The organism is Alistipes sp. HGB5, assembly GCF_000183485.2.
GTDB classification, from domain to species: Bacteria; Bacteroidota; Bacteroidia; order Bacteroidales; family Rikenellaceae; genus Alistipes; species Alistipes finegoldii.
This window is the reverse complement of the sequence record NZ_AENZ01000078.1, coordinates 73,745-91,818: the sequence shown is the minus strand read 5'-3', so window position 1 is coordinate 91,818 and position 18,074 is coordinate 73,745. Positions and strand designations below refer to the sequence as shown.

At 60.6% G+C, this 18,074-nt stretch carries 10 protein-coding genes; 3 read left to right on the top strand and 7 right to left on the bottom strand.

Translation table 11 applies throughout. From position 1 onward, the window contains the following. Positions 1–494, bottom strand: a 494-nt coding sequence (locus HMPREF9720_RS13915) for a BACON domain-containing protein (protein WP_009598954.1), incomplete at its 3' end; no start/stop codon positions are given. A 554-nt stretch (positions 495–1,048) separates the two neighbouring features. Between HMPREF9720_RS13915 and HMPREF9720_RS13910 the strand changes: the two genes are divergently transcribed. From HMPREF9720_RS13910 to HMPREF9720_RS13900, 3 genes are read left to right on the top strand one after another with little or no spacing between them, the layout of a single operon-like run. Then, on the top strand, positions 1,049–4,681 hold the full coding sequence (locus tag HMPREF9720_RS13910; protein ID WP_009598951.1) for a SusC/RagA family TonB-linked outer membrane protein: 3,633 nt from the start codon (positions 1,049–1,051) through the stop codon (positions 4,679–4,681). A gap of 12 nt (positions 4,682–4,693) precedes the next feature. Continuing rightward, complete coding sequence (locus HMPREF9720_RS13905) at positions 4,694–6,529, top strand: RagB/SusD family nutrient uptake outer membrane protein (RefSeq protein ID WP_009598938.1); 1,836 nt, start codon at positions 4,694–4,696, stop codon at positions 6,527–6,529. A 23-nt stretch (positions 6,530–6,552) separates the two neighbouring features. Beyond that, positions 6,553–8,154 (top strand): calcineurin-like phosphoesterase C-terminal domain-containing protein, encoded by a 1,602-nt coding sequence (locus HMPREF9720_RS13900; RefSeq protein WP_009598980.1) that lies wholly within the window; start codon positions 6,553–6,555, stop codon positions 8,152–8,154. A gap of 67 nt (positions 8,155–8,221) precedes the next feature. Here the strand turns inward: HMPREF9720_RS13900 and HMPREF9720_RS13895 are convergent, their stop codons facing one another. The 6 genes from HMPREF9720_RS13895 to HMPREF9720_RS13870 form a co-directional block, all read right to left on the bottom strand. Then, positions 8,222–9,094, bottom strand: a complete 873-nt coding sequence (locus HMPREF9720_RS13895; RefSeq protein WP_009598977.1) for a glycerophosphodiester phosphodiesterase — start codon at positions 9,092–9,094, stop codon at positions 8,222–8,224. Positions 9,095–9,154: 60 nt separating this feature from the next. Continuing rightward, positions 9,155–11,140 carry a BACON domain-containing protein gene (locus HMPREF9720_RS13890; protein ID WP_009598973.1) on the bottom strand — a complete coding sequence of 662 codons (1,986 nt, stop codon included), beginning with the start codon at positions 11,138–11,140 and terminating at the stop codon, positions 9,155–9,157. Between the two features lie 25 nt (positions 11,141–11,165). Further along, positions 11,166–12,632 (bottom strand): RagB/SusD family nutrient uptake outer membrane protein, encoded by a 1,467-nt coding sequence (locus HMPREF9720_RS13885; RefSeq protein WP_009599006.1) that lies wholly within the window; start codon positions 12,630–12,632, stop codon positions 11,166–11,168. Between the two features lie 20 nt (positions 12,633–12,652). Continuing rightward, positions 12,653–16,195, bottom strand: a complete 3,543-nt coding sequence (locus tag HMPREF9720_RS13880) for a SusC/RagA family TonB-linked outer membrane protein (protein WP_009598994.1) — start codon at positions 16,193–16,195, stop codon at positions 12,653–12,655. Positions 16,196–16,276: 81 nt separating this feature from the next. After that, on the bottom strand, positions 16,277–17,284 hold the full coding sequence (locus tag HMPREF9720_RS13875) for a FecR family protein (RefSeq protein ID WP_009598950.1): 1,008 nt from the start codon (positions 17,282–17,284) through the stop codon (positions 16,277–16,279). A gap of 80 nt (positions 17,285–17,364) precedes the next feature. Beyond that, on the bottom strand, positions 17,365–17,955 hold the full coding sequence (locus tag HMPREF9720_RS13870) for an RNA polymerase sigma-70 factor (RefSeq protein WP_009598996.1): 591 nt from the start codon (positions 17,953–17,955) through the stop codon (positions 17,365–17,367). Between the last annotated feature and the right edge of the window lie 119 nt (positions 17,956–18,074).

Sequence of the window (18,074 nt, the reverse complement as noted above, 5' to 3'; positions counted from 1 at the left end):
GTGCCGACGGCCTTGATGTAGGGGATGCGGAGGCTGGCTTCGGATTCGGCGTTCAGTTTCAGCAGGCCCAACACGCCGAACCGCTGTCCGTTGTCGAAGGGCTTCCATTCGAAGATGCCGTTCTCCTGTTTGATGGCGATGGCGACGTTCTCCTCGCCGCAGCCGTGCAGGTAGATGGTCGCCGTGCGTTCGTCCGAGACGTTCTGGTCGCAGGTGACCGTGATTTTCTGATAGGTGTCGGGACTCCCTTTTCCCGACAACCGGTCCACGTGCACCCAGCTGTAGGCGCCGGTCCACTCCCGGCTGTCGGGCACATCGCTGATATACCAGTCGCCCGTGGCGCGAATCGTAAACGTATTGCTCGACTCGACGTACGAGAAACTCATCTCGCGCAGGTTGCGTTTGAGGAACCCGCTGTCGTCGTCGCTGCATGCAGTCAGACCGCCGATCCCCGCCAGCGCGAGAATTATCGTCAGTTTGTGAAAAAATTTCATAATGCTTGATCGTTAGTTTTGTTTTAAACCGATAAAAAAAATCAGAAACCGACTCCGGGGCCTGCCGGACGTCAATTTCCTACGCGGTTTCTAACGATATCGAATGACTTGCACGACAAATATAGCGAATTTTCCGGACTTCCAAATAAAAACGGCAAAAATTTTACGACCTTCCCGCGCGAAAGTAAAATATTGATAAACATAGGTGTGAATATTTAAATTACAAAACGATAAAAAAAGGGTTTTCGTTTGGGTAGTTTTCTGCAGTCGCTTGTATCTAATGCAAACCGGACCCGAAAAGTCCGGCCGCCAACCGAACCGCCAGCAACTGAAACACGCAATATTAACTGAAAACAACCTAAAAAACTACCCACGCGATGCCTACCTAATCAATCACAATCGGCACTACACGGTTTTTATCGGACGACGGATGACTTGCAAGGTTCCGCAGACCGTATGAAAACGAACACGCTCAGGCCCGTCCCGCAGACGGCGCCGGGATTTCATTTTGCAACCGGCCGCAGGAAGTAACCATAATTAACCGAATTGAAACTATGAAGAATTTATTCCATAAAGGACTCTGTCTGGTCATGGCGCTCTGCTGCATAGCATTTAAGGGTTATGCGGGGGGGGGAACGCTTCCCGACGCCCAAGGGCACGACCTGAAGCTGTCCTATTCCCGAACGACGCTCAAAACCGTTGCCGACGCGATCACGCAGCAGGTGGGCATCGTATTCTCCTATGAAATCGCACTGGCCGATTATCCGATGGAGAACCTCTACGTTACGGAACAGGGGGCCGCGCTCGACGCCATCCTCAAAACGGTATTCACGCCCCGCGGCATCGATTACCGCGTGGTGGACAAGGTCGTGGTGCTGACGCGCAGCGCGCATCCCGCACAAACCGTCAGGGCCGCTCCGGCCAAGGCGCAGGTGACGGGCGTGGTGCGGGACGCCGCAGGCAACCCGATGATCGGCGTGACGGTCACGATCAAAGGCACGCTGGTCGGCGTCTCCACGGGCGTGGACGGCAGCTACACCATTCCGGCGGACAAGGACGCGATGCTGCTCTTCTCGTACATCGGCTACCGCAATCAGGAAGAGCCGGTGGGGCAGCGCACCCAGATCGACGTCACGATGCAGGAGGACCAGCTGATGATGGACGAAGTGGTCGTCGTGGGTTACGGTACGCTCAAGAAGCGCAACATCGTGGGTGCCGTCGAGAATCTGGCGGGCGACGCGGTGGAAAACCGTCCGAACGCCGACATCACCCGTTCGCTTCAGGGCCAGATTCCGGGTCTGAACATCGTGCAGACCGACGGTAAGGCCGCCCACGGAGGTCAGGTGACCATTCGCGGCGTGAACAACAGCTTCAAGGCCCGCGTCAACGGCGGGCAGAAGGAGAACAAACTCGGACAGGGCGGCAGCGCGCTGGTGCTCATCGACGGCGCCGAGGGCGACATGAGCTCGGTGAACCCCGACGACATCGCCTCGATCTCGGTGCTCAAGGACGCTTCGTCGGCAGCCGTTTACGGCGCCCGCGGCGCATTCGGCGTGATCCTTATCACGACCAAGAATCCCGAAAAAGGCAAGGTGCGCGTGAATTACAACGGTTCGGTGTCGCTGCACCGCCGCACGGTGATCTGGGAGGACAACGTGGTGACCGACCCCGTGCAGTGGGTCGAGGCGTTCCGCGAATCGTATCTCAACTCGTCGCCGACGGCCACCGTCCCGTCGCTGTTCAACAACTACATGCCTTATTCGAACGCATGGTTCGAAGAGCTGAAACGACGCCGTGCCGATCCGACGATGGACAACTACAGCATCGACGCCAACGGCAACTACAGCTATTACGGCGAAACGAACTGGCTCAAGGAGATTTACAAGTCGGTGAACTACTCGACCACGCACGCCGTCAGCATTCAGGGCGGCCGCGAGGGCGTGAGCTACTACGTTTCGGGACGCTATTACAATCAGGACGGCATCTACAAGGTGGGCGAGGAGACCTACAAGAAGTACAACCTGCGCGCCAAAGGCTCGATCCGCATCCGCCCGTGGCTGACGCTCGACAACAACACCAGTCTGATGAGCAGCAAGTACCATCAGCCGATGATGCACTACGGCCAGCAGATGATCTCGCGTCAGATCGACATGTTCGCCTTTCCGTTCGCGCTGCTGAAGAACCCCGACGGCACATGGACGCAGACCGCCGCCAAGAGCGGATACGCGGCCTTCGCCGAGGGCACTTCGTGGCAGGAGGACAACCGGCTTGAGGTGGCCAACACCACGACGTTCAACTTCGAATTCGTCCCTGAGGTGTTCAAAGTCTCGGCCGACGTGACCTACAAGGGCGCACGCTGGACGCGCGACCGCATGGAGAACCTCTACACCTACTATACGGGCGTGAACGTTTCGGGACAGGACAACAGCTACTCGTCGCTCGAAAACTGGAACTACATTTCGAACTACATCTCGACCAACATCGTCGGCACCCTCACCCCCAAACTGGGACGGGACCACGACCTGAACGTCGTGGCCGGATGGAACCTCGAAGATTACGACTACCGCGCGCAGAAGACCTACCGGCAGGGCAACCTCTATCCCTCGAAGCCCAGCTTCACGCTGATGGACGGCGAGTATTACTCGACCACGTCGGGCGGTTACACGTGGGGGCTGGTCGGCTTCTTCGGACGTATCAACTACGCCTACGCGGGCCGCTATCTGGTCGAGCTGAGCGCACGCTACGACGGTTCGTCGAAATTCCCGGCCAACTCGCAGTGGGGATTCTTCCCCTCGGCATCGGTGGGCTGGCGCCTCTCGGAGGAGCCGTGGCTCAAACCGCACGTGGAGGGATGGCTTGACAACTTCAAGATCCGCGCGAGCATCGGTTCGCTCGGCAACGCCAACATCGACCCCTATCAGTACCTCGAAACGATGACGGCCACCAACAGCGCCTCGATCGCCAAGTCGTCGGTCATCATCAACGGTCAGAACGTGCCTTACACGTCGGTTCCCGACCTGATTCCCGACGACATCACGTGGGAGAAGGTGACCACCTACAACATCGGTCTGGACCTCGACCTGTTCAACAACCGGCTCTCGTTCACGGGCGACTACTACCGCCGCAACACCACCGACCTCTACACCGTCGGTCCCAACCTCCCGCAGGTGCTGGGCAGCGCGGCGCCCTACGGCAACTACGCCAGCCTGAAGACCAAGGGCTGGGAGGTCAGCCTCGGCTGGCGCGATTCGTTCAAGCTGGGCGGCAAGCCCTTCAACTACAGCCTCCGGGCCATGCTCTGGGACAGCCGCAGCTGGATTACGGACTACTACAACGAGACCGGCGACCTGACCACCTACTACAAGGGCATGGAGATCGGCGAGATCTGGGGCTTCCGCACCGCGGGCATCTACGCCAGCAACGCCGAGGCGCTCAACGGCCCGGCCTATAACTTCTTCAAGAACGGCGAGATGTTCCGCGCCTACGCCGGCGACCTGCGGTTCGTCGACGTGGACGGCGACGGCATCATGACCAAAGGCAACCGCACGCTGTCGAACCACGGCGACATGGAGATCATCGGCAACCAGTCGCCCCGCTACCAGTACAGCATCAACATGTCGCTGAACTGGAACGGCATCGGCCTTTCGATGCTCTGGCAGGGCGTGGGCAAGCGCGACTGGTATCCGTGGACCGAATCGGGCTTCTTCTGGGGCAAGTGGAACCGCGCCTACAACTCGCTGATGAAGACGCAGACGGGCGACAGGGTAGTGAAGATCGACAAGAGCACCGACAACTGGCGCGTGACGAACATGGACAAGAATCCCTACTGGACGCGCATGGTGTCGCTCGCCGCCAACCGCAACGACGGTCCGCTGACGTGGGAGAACGACCACTACCTGCAGGACGCCTCGTACATCCGTCTGAAAAACATCACGGTCGATTACACCTTCCCCAAGCACATCTGCAAGAAACTGCGCATCGAGGGGCTGAAGATCTACGTGTCGGGCGAAAACCTCTTCACGCACTCGCCGATGTTCAAGTATACGGACATGTTCGACCCCGAAGTAATCACCAGCGGCGACTCCGACTTCGCAAGCACCCAGAAATCGGGACTCGGCGGCACGGGTAACGGCTACTCCTATCCGATGCTCAAGACCGTGACGCTGGGCGTAAACGTAACATTTTAACCGACTGCAACCATGAAAAAAATCCTATTATACACGCTGATGACCGTGGCGGCCGCAGGAATGACCGCCTGCGAGGACTTCCTGACGCGCGACACCTACGACCAGATCGGCAGCGACGAATTCTGGAAATCGGAGACCGATCTGGAGCTATATGCCAACGGATTCATCCAGAAGATGATCCCCGGCGACGGAACCATCACGCGCGGTGACATCGACGCCGACTACTGCGCCGTGGACATCGCCACCGACCTGCTGCGTCCCGACGGCAACGTCTCGCCCGACAATCAGGGCGGCTGGACCGAAAGCAGCTGGACCAACCTGCGCCGCGTAAACTACATGCTCGACAACATGCACCGCTGCCGGGGCCGCGTAAGCGACGAGGTCTACAACCATTACGAAGGCGTGGCCCGCTTCTGGCGCGCATGGTTCTACTACGACAAGGTGCGGACCTTCGGCGCCGTGCCTTGGTACGACTTCACGATCTCGGCCAGCGACAAGGAGGCTCTGACCAAACCCCGCGACAGCCGCGAATACGTCATGGACAAAGTGCTCGAAGACCTCACCTTCGCCAGCACCTACTGCCTTGCCGACGCCAAATACACGAAAGGCTCGGCCCTGATCAACAAGTGGGTGGCGCTGGCCTTCAAGTCGCGCGTATGTCTCTACGAAGGCACCTTCCGCAAGTACCATTCGCGCGAGCCGTCGTCCGACAAGCCGTGGCAGAACGACGTCAACAACGCCGACAACAAGTTCCTGCGCGAAGCCGCCGCGGCAGCCAAGGAGATCATGGACAAAGGGCCCTTCTCGCTCGTGACGGGCGACGTGAAGACCGCCTACCGCTCGCTGTTCACCAGCGCCGGGCTGCTGACGCAGGAGGTGATCTTCGGCCGCGAATACAGCAAGGAACTTTCGGCCTTCCACGAAACCAGCTGGTATTACTATTCGCCGACCTACGGTACCAAGATCGCCATGACCAAGAAGTTCATGAACACCTACCTCACGACCAAGGGCACGCCCTTCACCGACATCGACGGCTATAAGACCATCGACTTCATCCACGAATTCGACGGCCGCGACGCCCGCATGGCGCAGACGGTCATCAGCCCCTCGTACCAAATGAAGATCAGCGGCCGCACGGTGCTCTATTCGCCCAACTGGAAGGTGACCCGCACGGGCTACCATCCGATCAAGTGGTCGATCGACGACGATGCCGACAACGTGCTTTCGAAGGCGGCCAGCTGGAACTCGCTGCCGATCATTCGTTACGCCGAGGTGCTGCTCAACTATGCCGAAGCCAAGGCCGAGCTGGGCGAAATGGACGCCGCCGTCTGGGATCAGACCATCGCGCCGCTGCGCAGCCGCGCCGGCGTGACGTCGGTCATCCCCGCCAAGGCCGATCCCTACATGGAGGCTTATTTCCTCAATACGGTGACCGACAAATGGATTCTCGAAGTGCGCCGCGAACGGGGCATCGAACTTTGTCTCGAAATGGGTCTCCGCTGGGACGACGACATGCGCTGGCACATGGGCGACCTGCTGACGAGCGACAACAACCCGTGGACGGGCATCTACATCGGCAGCACGAGCTATACCTACGACTACACGGGTCTCAGCACCGACGACAACGGCGATCCCGTGCCCGACTTCTACATCCGTCCGGGCGAGGACACCGAACATTCGATCGCCATTTCGAATACGGGCGCCAACCAGACCTTCTCGCTCAACGGCGAGGGCAACATCGTCTGGGAATACCGCCGCGTATGGAGCGAGAAGAAGTACCTGCGTCCGATTCCGCTGACGGCGATCACGCGCAACCCCAATCTCGAACAGAACGCGCTCTGGAAGTAAGAGGACAATAAAAACGACAAGATATGAAGACAAGAATCATGTTATTCTGCTGCATGGCGGCCGCGCTTCTGCTGGCGTGCAGCAACGACAAATCGGACGGCGAGGGCCGCGAACCCGGCGTCGAGACCGAGCTTAACGGCACGCAGCTCGGCGAGGGCACGACCCTCTACGGACTGGTGACCGACACGTCGGGCAACCCCGTGCAGGGCGTGGTGGTGTCGGACGGCTACAACTGCGTGGAGACCGACGCCAACGGCGTCTATCAGATGATCCGCTACAAGAAGGCGCGCTTCGTCTGGTACAGCACGCCGGCAGGGTACGAAATCAACACCTCGGCGGACAACTATCCGCTGTACTATGCCGAAATCGTCCACAAGAACATCGCCGACCGCCACGACTTCGTGCTCAAGCCGCTGGCGGCTCCCGAAACCGACTTCACGCTGCTCTGCATCGCCGACCCGCAGTGCGCCAGCACGGCCGACATCAGCCGTTACGTCAACGAGACCATTCCCGACATCGAGGCGACGGTCGAAACGTTCAAGGCCAAAGGGCGCGCCGTGTACGGCATCACGCTCGGCGACATCGTCTTCGACACGCCCGACTTGTGGAGCAACATGAAGGAGGCGATGGCCAACCGCAACCTGACGATCTTCCAGACCATCGGCAACCACGACCACCTGAAGACCGAGACTTCGGACGATAAGGCCGCCGCCAACTTCGAATCGCAGTTCGGACCGCGCAACTACTCGTTCAACCGCGGCAACGCCCACATCGTCTCGATGGACAACGTCTTCTACGTCGGCGGCAGCACCCCGTCGAGCAACTACAAGGGCGGCATCACCGACCAGCAGCTCGAATGGCTCCGTCAGGACCTGTCGCACGTGGCGAAGGACAAGCTGGTGATCTTCTGCGCCCACATGCCCTTCCGCGGCGGCACGAGCGAAACGGACGAAAGCCACATGAATCACGCCGGGGTGCTCGACCTGCTCTCGGAGTTCGCCGAAGCGCACATCATGATCGGGCACACGCACTACCAGCAGAAGTACATCCACACCCGCAACGGCAAGAAGATCTTCGAACACATCCACGGAGCGGCCTGCGGCGCGTGGTGGACCTCGACCCTCTGCGCCGACGGCACGCCGAACGGATACGGCGTGTATGAGATTTCGGGCAGCACCGTTCCCAACCAGTATTACAAAGCGACCAACAAGGCCGCCGACCACCAGATCCGCGCCTACTCGGCCAAGCAGGTGTTCGGCACCTCCGGCAGCACGACGTTCGGCTTCGCCGCCAACGCCTCGGCCATGAACGACGCGAAGTGCATCGTGGCCAACGTCTGGAATTCGGACACGGGCGGCGACTGGAAAGTGTCGCTCTGGCAGAACGGCGCGAAGGTGGGGGATATGACCCGCATTTCGACCTGCGACTACTGGGCCTACGCCTACCACGTGCTCTACTTCAGCAAGAGCGTGGGCAGCACGTGGGGCAAGAAGCTCGACCACTTCTATTACGGCAGACTGACCTCCGGGACGCCCGAAACGGCCGATTTCGAGATCGTCGTCGAGGACGGCATGGGCAACACCTACCGCACGTCGAAACTTCAGACCGACTTCATCGGATTCTGATTCCGGCCTGCAAAAAGCGATGCCGCGCTCCTTCCGGGGCGCGGCATTCCTTTCATGCGGAAATCCGTCAGCGGAGTCCCAGCTTGTCCATCATCCTGAGGGGATAGTTCGTGATGCCGTAGACATCGCTGCGGATGCCCTGATACCACTGCATCTGCTCGTCGGTGTCGATCTGCCACAGGCTCAGCCGCACCTTGTTTTCGGGAAAGCTCTTGGCCCGCTTGGTGTCCAGCCCGAAATCGGCGAGCTTCATGTTGGCCCACGGAATGTCTCTGGCGATGAAGTCGCCCGGTTCGTAGGCCGCCGCTCCGTACGACACGGGCCACGCCGAGCGGACCGCGGGAATCACCTTGTCGCGTATGGCAAGACGGCCGACGATGAATCCCACGAAATTCTTGGCCCTCTTCTCGTGGACGATTTGCGCGGCGGCGATGCCGGTCCGGCTCGCTTCCGCATTGCCTCCCGCCTCGTCGCCGAGCGTCTTGACGTCGATCCACAACTGCGTGCAGCCGCCTTCGAGCACCACGTCGATGAACTCCTCCAGCAGCGGCAGTTTCTCGCCGTTGGCCAGCGTGCCCTTGGCACACAGCTCGGCATAGGTGGCGTCCTTGAAGCAGGTGTTGCCGAGGTAATAATCGTCGTGGTAGACGACCACTTTGCCGTCTTTGGTCAGGTGGATGTCGCACTCCGAGGCGAAGAGCTTCATCTCGACGGCCTTTTTCAGCCCGGCGACGGAGTTCTGCGGAAATCCGGTCTCGGCATAACAGCCGCGGTGCGCCACGACCTTGTTATCGACGGGTTCGGGTTCGGGATAGACCGCCGGTTCGCCCGTCTGCTCCCACCACCAGTCGGGCAGCGGTTCGTAATCGTCGTCGGAGCATGCCGCCAGCCAGACGCAGGCCGCACAGCACGCCATCAGCAGATATTTCAGCTTTTTCATCGTTCTTGTCGGTTTTGGACCGGGGAGCGCCCTTCCGCGGGCCGCACCCCGGTCGGTTGATTACTTCTTGACTTTGTAGTTTTTCACGCAGCGGATGCCCACGGCCGGGTTGCCGGCGTCGAGGTTGTCGTTGAACCAGTAGTTGCTCGTCGCCTTGACGTTGTTCAGACGCCACGTCTTCTTGGCCGAGGAGCCGATCAGCGGCACCCACGAGTGGGCCGTGTCGCCGTACTGCCCGTAGCCGTTCTTGTTGAGCCGCCATCCGGTCGGATAGAGGTTGAAGTCGAAGGCGTCGGCGCCCGCGGCACGGGCGGGAGTGCTCGTCCAGCCCTCCTGCGTGCGGAGCCACGGAGCCACGTTGTTGGCGTTGGTGGCGACGAGTTTGGCGATGGTCAGCATCTCCTCCCGGACGGGATAGGTCCCATCGCCGCGCGAAGCTTCGAGCGCAGCATAGGCCAGGTCGTACCAGTCGCGGAAGTTGGCGATATGCCAGCCGTAGGGGCAGATGCCCTGAATCTGGGCCGAGAGCGCCGGATTTTCGGCGAAGAACCGCTCGTCGTCGGTCACGGCTTTCATCTCCGCGGACTTGAAGACGCGCGCCGTGATCTGCGTGCCGACGGCATCGACGAATGTCGAACCGACATTGTAGGCCGAAGGCCATTCGATCGAGGTGATGCCGCGGCCCAATCCGCCGGCGGGCGTGCCCAGCAGGATTTCATCGAGCGTATAGAGACGTCCGTGACGGTCCGTGACGGCCTGATCGCCCTTGACCGATCCGCCGCTCTCCTCTTCGTCGTAGGCGGGATTGCGCTCGATGTAGGGGTCTTGGGGATCGTAGCCGCCCGACGTCGCCGAGCCGGAATAGGCCGGCACCAGACGCGACCCCAGTTTCATCGCGCCGATCTCCGGACCGCCGTTCCAGTTCAGGTTGCGGGTCATCCATATCTTCACGCCGCCGTCCTTGGTCCGGAACGCCTTCGACGGGCAGGCGGCCGCCGCGTCGTCGGGCATGCAGTTGGCGATCGCTATGCGCGACAGGGTGTAGGTCATCGCATTGAGGTCGATGGTCAGCGTACGCATGCCGTCGATGTCGATCGCAGGCCCCGCGGGAACCGCATCCGCCGCCGAATTGAGCGTGACGATCCGCCCGTCGGCCGCAAGCGCGTAAGCGGGGTAGTAATCGGCGCGCAGCACGGTGTTGACGCGGATTTCGGGTGCATTTCCGGCAGTGAAATAGGCGTCGAAACGGTAGACGCCCGTCTCGGACTTGGTCATGCGCCGGGCGAGTTCGAACCGGTCGTAATCGAACAGCGACGCACCCCAGACATAGCAGTAGAGGTCTTTGGCCAGCTGCGTGACAGGAATCTTCGCCGTGGCGGCGCTCGTCTCCCCGCTGCCGACCGTGATATAGACGTTGGCCGTGCGCGGCTGCTCCTCGTCGTCCCACGGCGCGGCCGTGAAGCGGATCACGTTGCCGCCCAAATCCTCCCACGAAATCCAGTCGGCGTCCTCGTCTCTGGAGACCGCATAGACGTCGCCCATGTTGGTCGTGAAGCTGACATCAACCGGGACGATCTCGTCGGCGTTGAACTCGATCTGCTTCGGGTCCACCGTGACTTCGGCGTCGGGGTAGACGCCCGTCTGCACGACCCGGAGCGTCTCCTGCGTACCGTCGGCCGCCGTCAGGGTAACGGTCGCCGTGCGTTTGTAGGCCGTATTTTCGGTCGCGGTGATCCGGAATCCGCGGTGCGTGACGCCGTCGGCGTCGGTGACGCTGCACTCCGTCAGCGTGCACCACGTTTCGGTTTTGTCCGTCTCGGCGCTCCATGCCATCGACCTGCGTGCCTTGGGGTTGAGCGTGACGATGACGTTCTGTCCCTGATCCTCCTCGGCGTTCCGCCCGGCGTTGTCGAGGGTCACGACTTCGGGCGAGAAGGCGATGCGTGTGGCCTGCACGTTGTTGTCCATGTCGTCGGTGTCCGCCAGCGGATTGCAGGCGCATGCGAGGGCCGCGGCGACGAGCGCAATATAACAGTTGATTTTCATTGTCGTTCGTTTTTCGGGTTATGTATCAATACCAGCCCTCCGTCTGTTTGAGCTTGGAATTCTTGATGATGGACTCCTGCGTGATGGGCCACAGGAGAATGTTGGCGTTGCTTTCGCGCTTGTCGGCGACATCCTTGTTGTACTCCCAGACCGCGTCCAGACGGATCAGCGTCCACCACGTGCGCCCTTCGCCGACCAGCTCTTTGAGACTCTCCTCGACGATGGCCCGTTTTACGGCCGCCTCGCTCTGATCGGTGTAGTGGGCGGCGTTGCCGTAGGCGCGCTTGGTGATTTCGCCCAGCGCCGTCAGCGCCCCGCCGTAGTCCTTCCGGTAGTATTTGATTTCGGCATCCATCAGGAAGGCCTCGGCATAGCGGTAGAGGATGAAGTCGGAGTCGAAAATGCGCGCGCCGCTTATCATCTGCCCGACGCCCTTTTCGGTCCACTCGATCGACTTGATCGTCGTGCCGTAATCGGCCCTGTTGTAGGTCAGCTTCGTGCGCGTGTCGCCCTCGACCGAGGTCAGCAGCGCCTTGTAGCGGTCGGTGTACCACCACCACTGGTTGCCGCCGGTGATGGGCACAGGGTTGTTCTGGTAGGCCGCTTCAACGTAGTTGCTGTTCCAGCCGAGGTAATACCCCGGTCCGTTGACGGCTTCGCCGTTGGCCTGATGGACGGCGAAGATCACCTCCTTGTTGAGCTTGTTGGCCGAGGAGAAGACCTGAGCGTAGTCGCTTTCCAGACGCGACGCCGAGAGGTTCAGCGCCTCGATGGCCTTCTCGGCCATGGTGAGGTACGACGAACCGCCTCCGGCGACGCGGTACATCCACAGCGCGTAGTCAGCCTTGAGCATCTGCACCGCGGCGGGCGTGGCTACGGCCTTGTCCGAATTGTCGGTCACGTACCGCTCGGCTTCGGTCAGGTCGCTTTCGATCCGGGCGAAAATCTCTGCTTTCGGCGCGCGGGGCAGGTAGAGGTCGCCGCCCGTGGATTCGTACCCCGTAAGGGCCAGCGGAGCGTCGCCCCAGATGCGTGCGATCCAGAAATAGCACCATGCGCGGGAGAAATAGGCGTTGCCCAGACTGAAATTGCGGACCGATTCCGAAATTCCCATCTCCGGCACGTGCTTGAGAATCAGGTTGGCCTGATTGACGGTCTTATACATGACGCTCCAGTCGGCATAGGCGTTGCTCGAAGACATGGTGCTGGTGCGCACCTGCGTCTGGTCCACGCCCGACAGCGTTTTGTTCGTGCCCGCGCCCCAGAGACCGTTGCGAAATTCACCCCAGCAGAGGTAGATGTCGTGTACGCTCTTGAGCGCGTCGCGCATGTAGAGGTAGATGCCGTAGGTCGCCGTCTCGGCGTCGCTTTCGTCGATCCACATGTTGCTGGCCGAGAGCTTGTTGTCCTGCATGATATCGAGGTCGCCGTGGCAGCCGCTCATCGTGCACGCCGCAGCCAGCAGGGCAGTCAGTATCTTTTTGCATTTCATGGTTTGGTAGTTTTAAGGGGTTAGAACGTGAATTTGGCGCTGAACAGGATCTTGCGCGCGGGCGGATAGGGGCTGAAACCCGTGGCATAGGTCGAAGCCGAATTGTAGAGTCCCCCGGTGGTCGCCGCTTCGGGCGATACGCCGTGCACGGCCGTCCAGTAGTAGAGCGTGTTGCCCGAAACGGTCAGGGTCACGTCTTTCATGCCCAGCCGGCTCGTCCAGCGCACGGGAAGCTTGTACGAAAGCGAGATGTCGCGGATGCAGAGGTAGTCGCCCTTCTCGACGAAAACGTCCGACATGCGCGAGAAGTTGCGGTTGCCCCAGTCGGGGTCGTTGGCCGTGAAACGGGCGTACTTGGTCTTGTCGCCCGGCTGCGACCAGCACTGCTTCACGTCGTTCACCAAATTCCAGTTGCAGTTGCCCATCGTCGCCATGAAGTAGCGCATCTGCATCTCGTTCTGGATCGAGTGGCCCAGCGCATAGTCCATGTAGATATTCAGCGACCAGTTCCGGTACCGGAAAGTATTGCCGATGCCGCCGGTCGAGTGGGGCGTGGCGTAGCCGAGCAGGAACTGGTCCTCCTCGTTGATGATGTCCCGGCCGTCGCGCTGCGTCGATCCCGCGCGGTTGACCCATTCGTAGTCGCCGATGTCCTTGCGTCCGGCGATCTGCCTGCGGTCCGAGCGGCGGTATCCGCGCGACGAAGCGTCGTACATCGCCGCATCGGCGTCGGCCTGCGTCTCGATGATGTGATCGACCTTGTAACCGTAGATGCGGCCCATGCGCTCGCCCTCGGCGATGCCCCCGAACTGGCTGCCGTCGCCGATGGTGATGCCGTCCATGCGGTTGCGCACGTTGCCGTTGTCGGGCAGCTTCAGCACCTTGTTCATGTTGAAGTTATAGGTGAAGTCGGTGGTCCACGTGAAGTCGCCGCGGCTGATGTTGACCGACGAAATCGCCAGATCGACGCCGTAGAAGCGGACCTTGCCCACGTTGGAGACCACCGAGCCGTAACCGGTGGTGTTGGGCAGCGTCACGTCGAACAGCAGGTTGCGCGTCACCTTGTCGTAGTAATCGAAACTCACGCGCACCCGGTCGTCGGCCAGCCCCATGTCCAGACCGGCATTGACCTGCGTCGTGGATTCCCATGTCAGGTTGCTGTTCGGCATTTCGCCGGTCGTGGTGGTGGACATGCCGTTGTACTGATACGCCGAATTGTAGCTGCCGTAGGTGTCGTAAAGCCCGATGCCGTTGTTGCCCGTCAGACCGTAGCTGGCCCTCAGTTTGAGCGAGCTGACCACCTTGTTCTGCGGCCAGAACGCCTCCTCGTCCACGATCCAGCCGGCCGAAGCCGCCGGGAAGTAACCCCAGCGGTTGCCCGCGGCGAATTTCGACGAACCGTCGGCGCGCATGGTGAACGACAGCAGGTATTTCTCGCGGAAGTTGTAGTTGACACGTCCGAAGTAGGAGATCAGCACCTCGTCGGTCCGCGTGCTGGTCGGGTAGTTGGTGATGTTGGAGGTCCCGACGTTCAGCGTCGGAATCTTGTCCGATGCCGCCCCCTGCACGCGCGCGTCGATGCTGTTGTTCTTGTCCTTCATGTAGTCGTAACCGGCCACCACGTCGATGTTGTGGTCTTCGGCGAAGGTTTTCTTCCAGTTCAGGTAGGTCTGGAAGTCCATGCGGTTGGTCTCCGTGAAGGCCTCTTTCGTGGGCCGGATGTTGGTGCCCGTCGTGGGGTTGTTCTTCACGAAGAAGTGGCTGCGCGAATGGCGGTTGTGGTTCGAGAACTGGGCCACGGCGCGCAGGCCGTCCACGATCGCCCATTCGAGGTTGATGTTCACGCTCGACCGCTTGGTCGTCTCGCCCGTATCGCTGTAGTAATAGTTGTAGTAGGCGGCGGGCAGCGTGGTGTTGTTCGGCCCCATGGCGGGCGTTCCGGCCAAATCCTCCCCGGCTTCGGCGTCGTACCAGTCGCGGTGGGTGGCGGGTACCGAAAGGCCGCGGATCACCGAATTGCGCTTGTTGAGCGCCCCTCCGTCGAGCATCTGCCGCTCGATCTGCGAATAGTCGAAGGTCGTGGTCGCCGTCAGGCGTCTGGTCACCTTGAACGAGGTGTTGCCATGGAAGGTGAAGCGGGAGAATCCGGTGGCCATGCCGATGCCGCCGTCGTCCGTATAACCCGCCGACGCGGCATACCGGATGTTCTCGCCGCCGCCGTTCACGCCGATATAGTAGTTCTGCCAGAAGGCGTCGTCGAACCACTGGCTCTGCTGGTCGTTGTCTTGGAAAACGATGATCTTGCCGGGGTTCACCGGGTCTTCGATCCATTTGTAGCCTTTCGGCAGCGATTCGCCCGGATTGAGGTAGCGCGTCGTCCAGCGCGAAGCGGCGCTGTTGCCGGCTCCCGCCGATTCGGCGCCGTCGAGAATGCTGAGCGGGTCCGCGCCGCCGCAGTAGCCTTCGGCGATCGCCGGGCGCAGCGTGAGCAGGTAATCCCGGCCGTTCATCAGATCGAACTTCGTGGCCGGACTCTCATAGGCCCACTGCCCCTCGAAAACGATCTGCGGTCCCTTGTGGGGCGCGCCCTTCTTGGTGGTGATGAGAATCACGCCGTTCGATGCGCGCGAACCGTAGATACCGGCCGATGCGGCGTCCTTGAGCACCTCGATCGACTCGATGTCGTTCGGGTTCAGGCCCGCCATTTCGCGTACGGCGCCGTCCACCAGCACGATCGGATCGTTGGAGTTGTTGATCGACGAACCGCCGCGGATCAGGAATTTCGGCGCCGAACCCGGCGTTGCGTCGGTCGTGGCGACCTGCAAGCCGGCGATACGGCCTTTCATACCGTCCCCGACGAGGTTCACGGGCATGCTTTCGAGGGTTTTGCCGTCCATTTTCGAGATCGCCGAAGTCACGGTCTTGCGCGTCTGCGTGCCGTATCCCACGACCACGACCTCCTCCAGCACCGACTGGTCCTCCTGCATCGTGACGTCGATCACCGAACGGCTGCCGACCGGCTCTTCGCGTTCCGTGTAACCGATGTACGAGAAGAGCAGGACCGCGCCGGGCTCCGCCTCGACCGAATAGGTGCCGTCGGCCCCGGTCGTCGTGCCGCGCGTGGAGTCCTTCACCAGCACCGTGGCGCCGACCAGCGGGCTTCCCGCCGCGTCGCAGACACGGCCCGTCACGCTGTTCTTCCGCTGCGGCTCCGCAGTGCGGTCGTATGTCAGCACGACCGTGCGGTCCACGATTTTGTAGCGGAATCCCCGTTTGGTGAATACGTTATTCAGAATCCGCTCCAGCGGGGCGTTGCTCTCGCGTACCGACACGTCGCCCATCGGCATGGACGCCAGCGCCGATTCGTAGGAGAAAAGCACGCCCGTCTGCTTGGTGAAAGCGTCCGTAAAAGTCTGTAGGGTAGCGGACTTGACCGTTAGGTCCACATCGTGGTTTTTCCGGAAAGGGGAGCCTCCGTCGTCTTCGGCATAGGCCCTCAGGCTCAAGCCGGTAAACAAAAGAAGCATCGCCACTCCCCAACGGAAGATGGAATTTTTCTTCATGATTTTAAGGTTTGCGAAAAAGGTTAATTTGGGTGAAAAGCCCCGTCCGCGGCGGCCGTCCGCGGACGGGACAGGGGATAGCTATTTACCGCGCACGACCTCGCAGCGCTGTCCGGTCATGAATTCGACGATGTCGATGACCTCTTCGAGCGAGTTGGTGCGCAGGTAGTTGATGTCGTATCGTTTCCGGTTGTCGGGATCGGCTATGCGTATCCGCACGCCGTAATTCGATTCGATGCGGGCGATGATTTCGCCGATCGTGGCGTTCTTCATCGCCACGAGGTTGTAACGCTCCGTCACGAAATGCTCGGCGTAGATCTCTTCCACCTCGATGTCGTCCTTCGCGGCGTCGAACACGGCCCGCTGGTTGGGATGGAGCCGCACGAGATTATAGCCTTCGGGGGTCTGCAGGCGCACCGAACCGCGTTCGAGCACCACTTCGGTCAGCGGATCGGCGGCATGCGCCCTGACGTTGAACGCCGTGCCCAACACACGCACCGACAGGTTTTCGGTCTTCACCACGAAGGGATGCGCTTCGTCGTGCGCCACGTCGAAATAGGCTTCGCCGTCGATGCGCACGACACGCTCCGCAGAACCCGCGCCGACGGCGTATTGCAGCCGGGTTCCCTCCTGCATCCACACCTGCGTGCCGTCTTCGAGACGCAGGGCCGTGATTTCGCCGCTTTCATTCAGATAAGTACGGAACAGCTCGTCCCCCGGCGTTCCGACGCCGGCGAACCACGCCGCGGTTACGGCGACGGCGACCACCGCTGCTGCGGCCGCAGCCGACGCCCAGCGGCGCCATGCGGGACGCTGCCGCTTCACCTCGCGGCGCATCGCTTCGTCGGCGTCGATCCGCGCGTTGAGCCGGCGCATCATGGCGTCGCAACGCTCTCCGAGCTGTTTGGACGAAAGGGTTTTGTGGGCGCTCCAGATCGCCGCAATCTCGAAATAGAAGGTGCGGTGCTCCTCCCGTTCTTCGAGCCATGCGTAAAGCCGCCGCTCTTCGGCCTCGGTCGTTTCGTGATTCAGGTGCTTGTATAATACAGAATCGATGCTGTACAATACGGTGTCGTCGGTGTGTGCCAATGCGTATCTTTTTTAGGTGCTTGCATAATAACATACAGGCACCCCGGAGAAAATACCTACTCGGTACGGCAAATTTTTTCCTATCGCATGAACAGCAGGGCGAGCAGCAACAGCAGCTGCTCCTTGGAGAGCTTCCGGCGCAGTTGTTTGAGCGCCGAATACATATGATTCTCGACCGTACTCTGCGAGATGCCGAGCCGCTCGCTGATCTCGCGGTTCGAAAGGTCTTCGAGGTAGCTCAGTTTGAATACCTCGCGGCATTTGGGCGGCAGCGACTCGATCGCCGCGTCGAGACTCGCGCGCAGGTCGTCGGAATAGAGCTTACGGATGATCGGACTGTTGTCGGGCGCATAGTAGGCGCTGCCCATCGAGGCGATCCGCTCCTGATAGTAGGCGCGGTAATCGCCGGCGCGCCTGTTCTTGTCCAGATAGTTGAGCGCGCGGTTGTAAACCGAACGCAGCAGATATTTATACAGGGAGTTCGAATCGTCCAGCGCCGCGCGGTTCTGCCACACGTTGTAAAAGACGTCCTGCACCACGTCCTCGGCCCAGTCGTCCTTCATGAAAAGGCGGGCGTAGGAGACCAGCATGGCATAGTACCGGCCGCAAAGTTCGTCGAAAGCCTTGCGGTCGCCGTTGCGGATCCGTGTCGTAAGCAGAATTTTCTCCATCGGACAATCTGATTCGCCACAAAAGTAAACATTCTGAATTTATGAAACAATCCCCCGTGTTATTTTTAATTTTTTTGTAATTCCGTTAGGTGGTTTCGTCCGATCGGTTGTATTTAATA

Bases quoted from the DNA above. Each gene is read 5' to 3' on its own strand.
- HMPREF9720_RS13905 (WP_009598938.1), top strand. From the start codon at position 4,694: ATGAAAAAAATCCTATTATACACGCTGATGACCGTGGCGGCCGCAGGA.
- HMPREF9720_RS13880 (WP_009598994.1), bottom strand. From the start codon at position 16,195: ATGAAGAAAAATTCCATCTTCCGTTGGGGAGTGGCGATGCTTCTTTTG.
- HMPREF9720_RS13890 (WP_009598973.1), bottom strand. From the start codon at position 11,140: ATGAAAATCAACTGTTATATTGCGCTCGTCGCCGCGGCCCTCGCATGC.
- HMPREF9720_RS13910 (WP_009598951.1), top strand. From the start codon at position 1,049: ATGAAGAATTTATTCCATAAAGGACTCTGTCTGGTCATGGCGCTCTGC.
- HMPREF9720_RS13900 (WP_009598980.1), top strand. From the start codon at position 6,553: ATGAAGACAAGAATCATGTTATTCTGCTGCATGGCGGCCGCGCTTCTG.
- HMPREF9720_RS13895 (WP_009598977.1), bottom strand. From the start codon at position 9,094: ATGAAAAAGCTGAAATATCTGCTGATGGCGTGCTGTGCGGCCTGCGTC.
- HMPREF9720_RS13885 (WP_009599006.1), bottom strand. From the start codon at position 12,632: ATGAAATGCAAAAAGATACTGACTGCCCTGCTGGCTGCGGCGTGCACG.
- HMPREF9720_RS13870 (WP_009598996.1), bottom strand. From the start codon at position 17,955: ATGGAGAAAATTCTGCTTACGACACGGATCCGCAACGGCGACCGCAAG.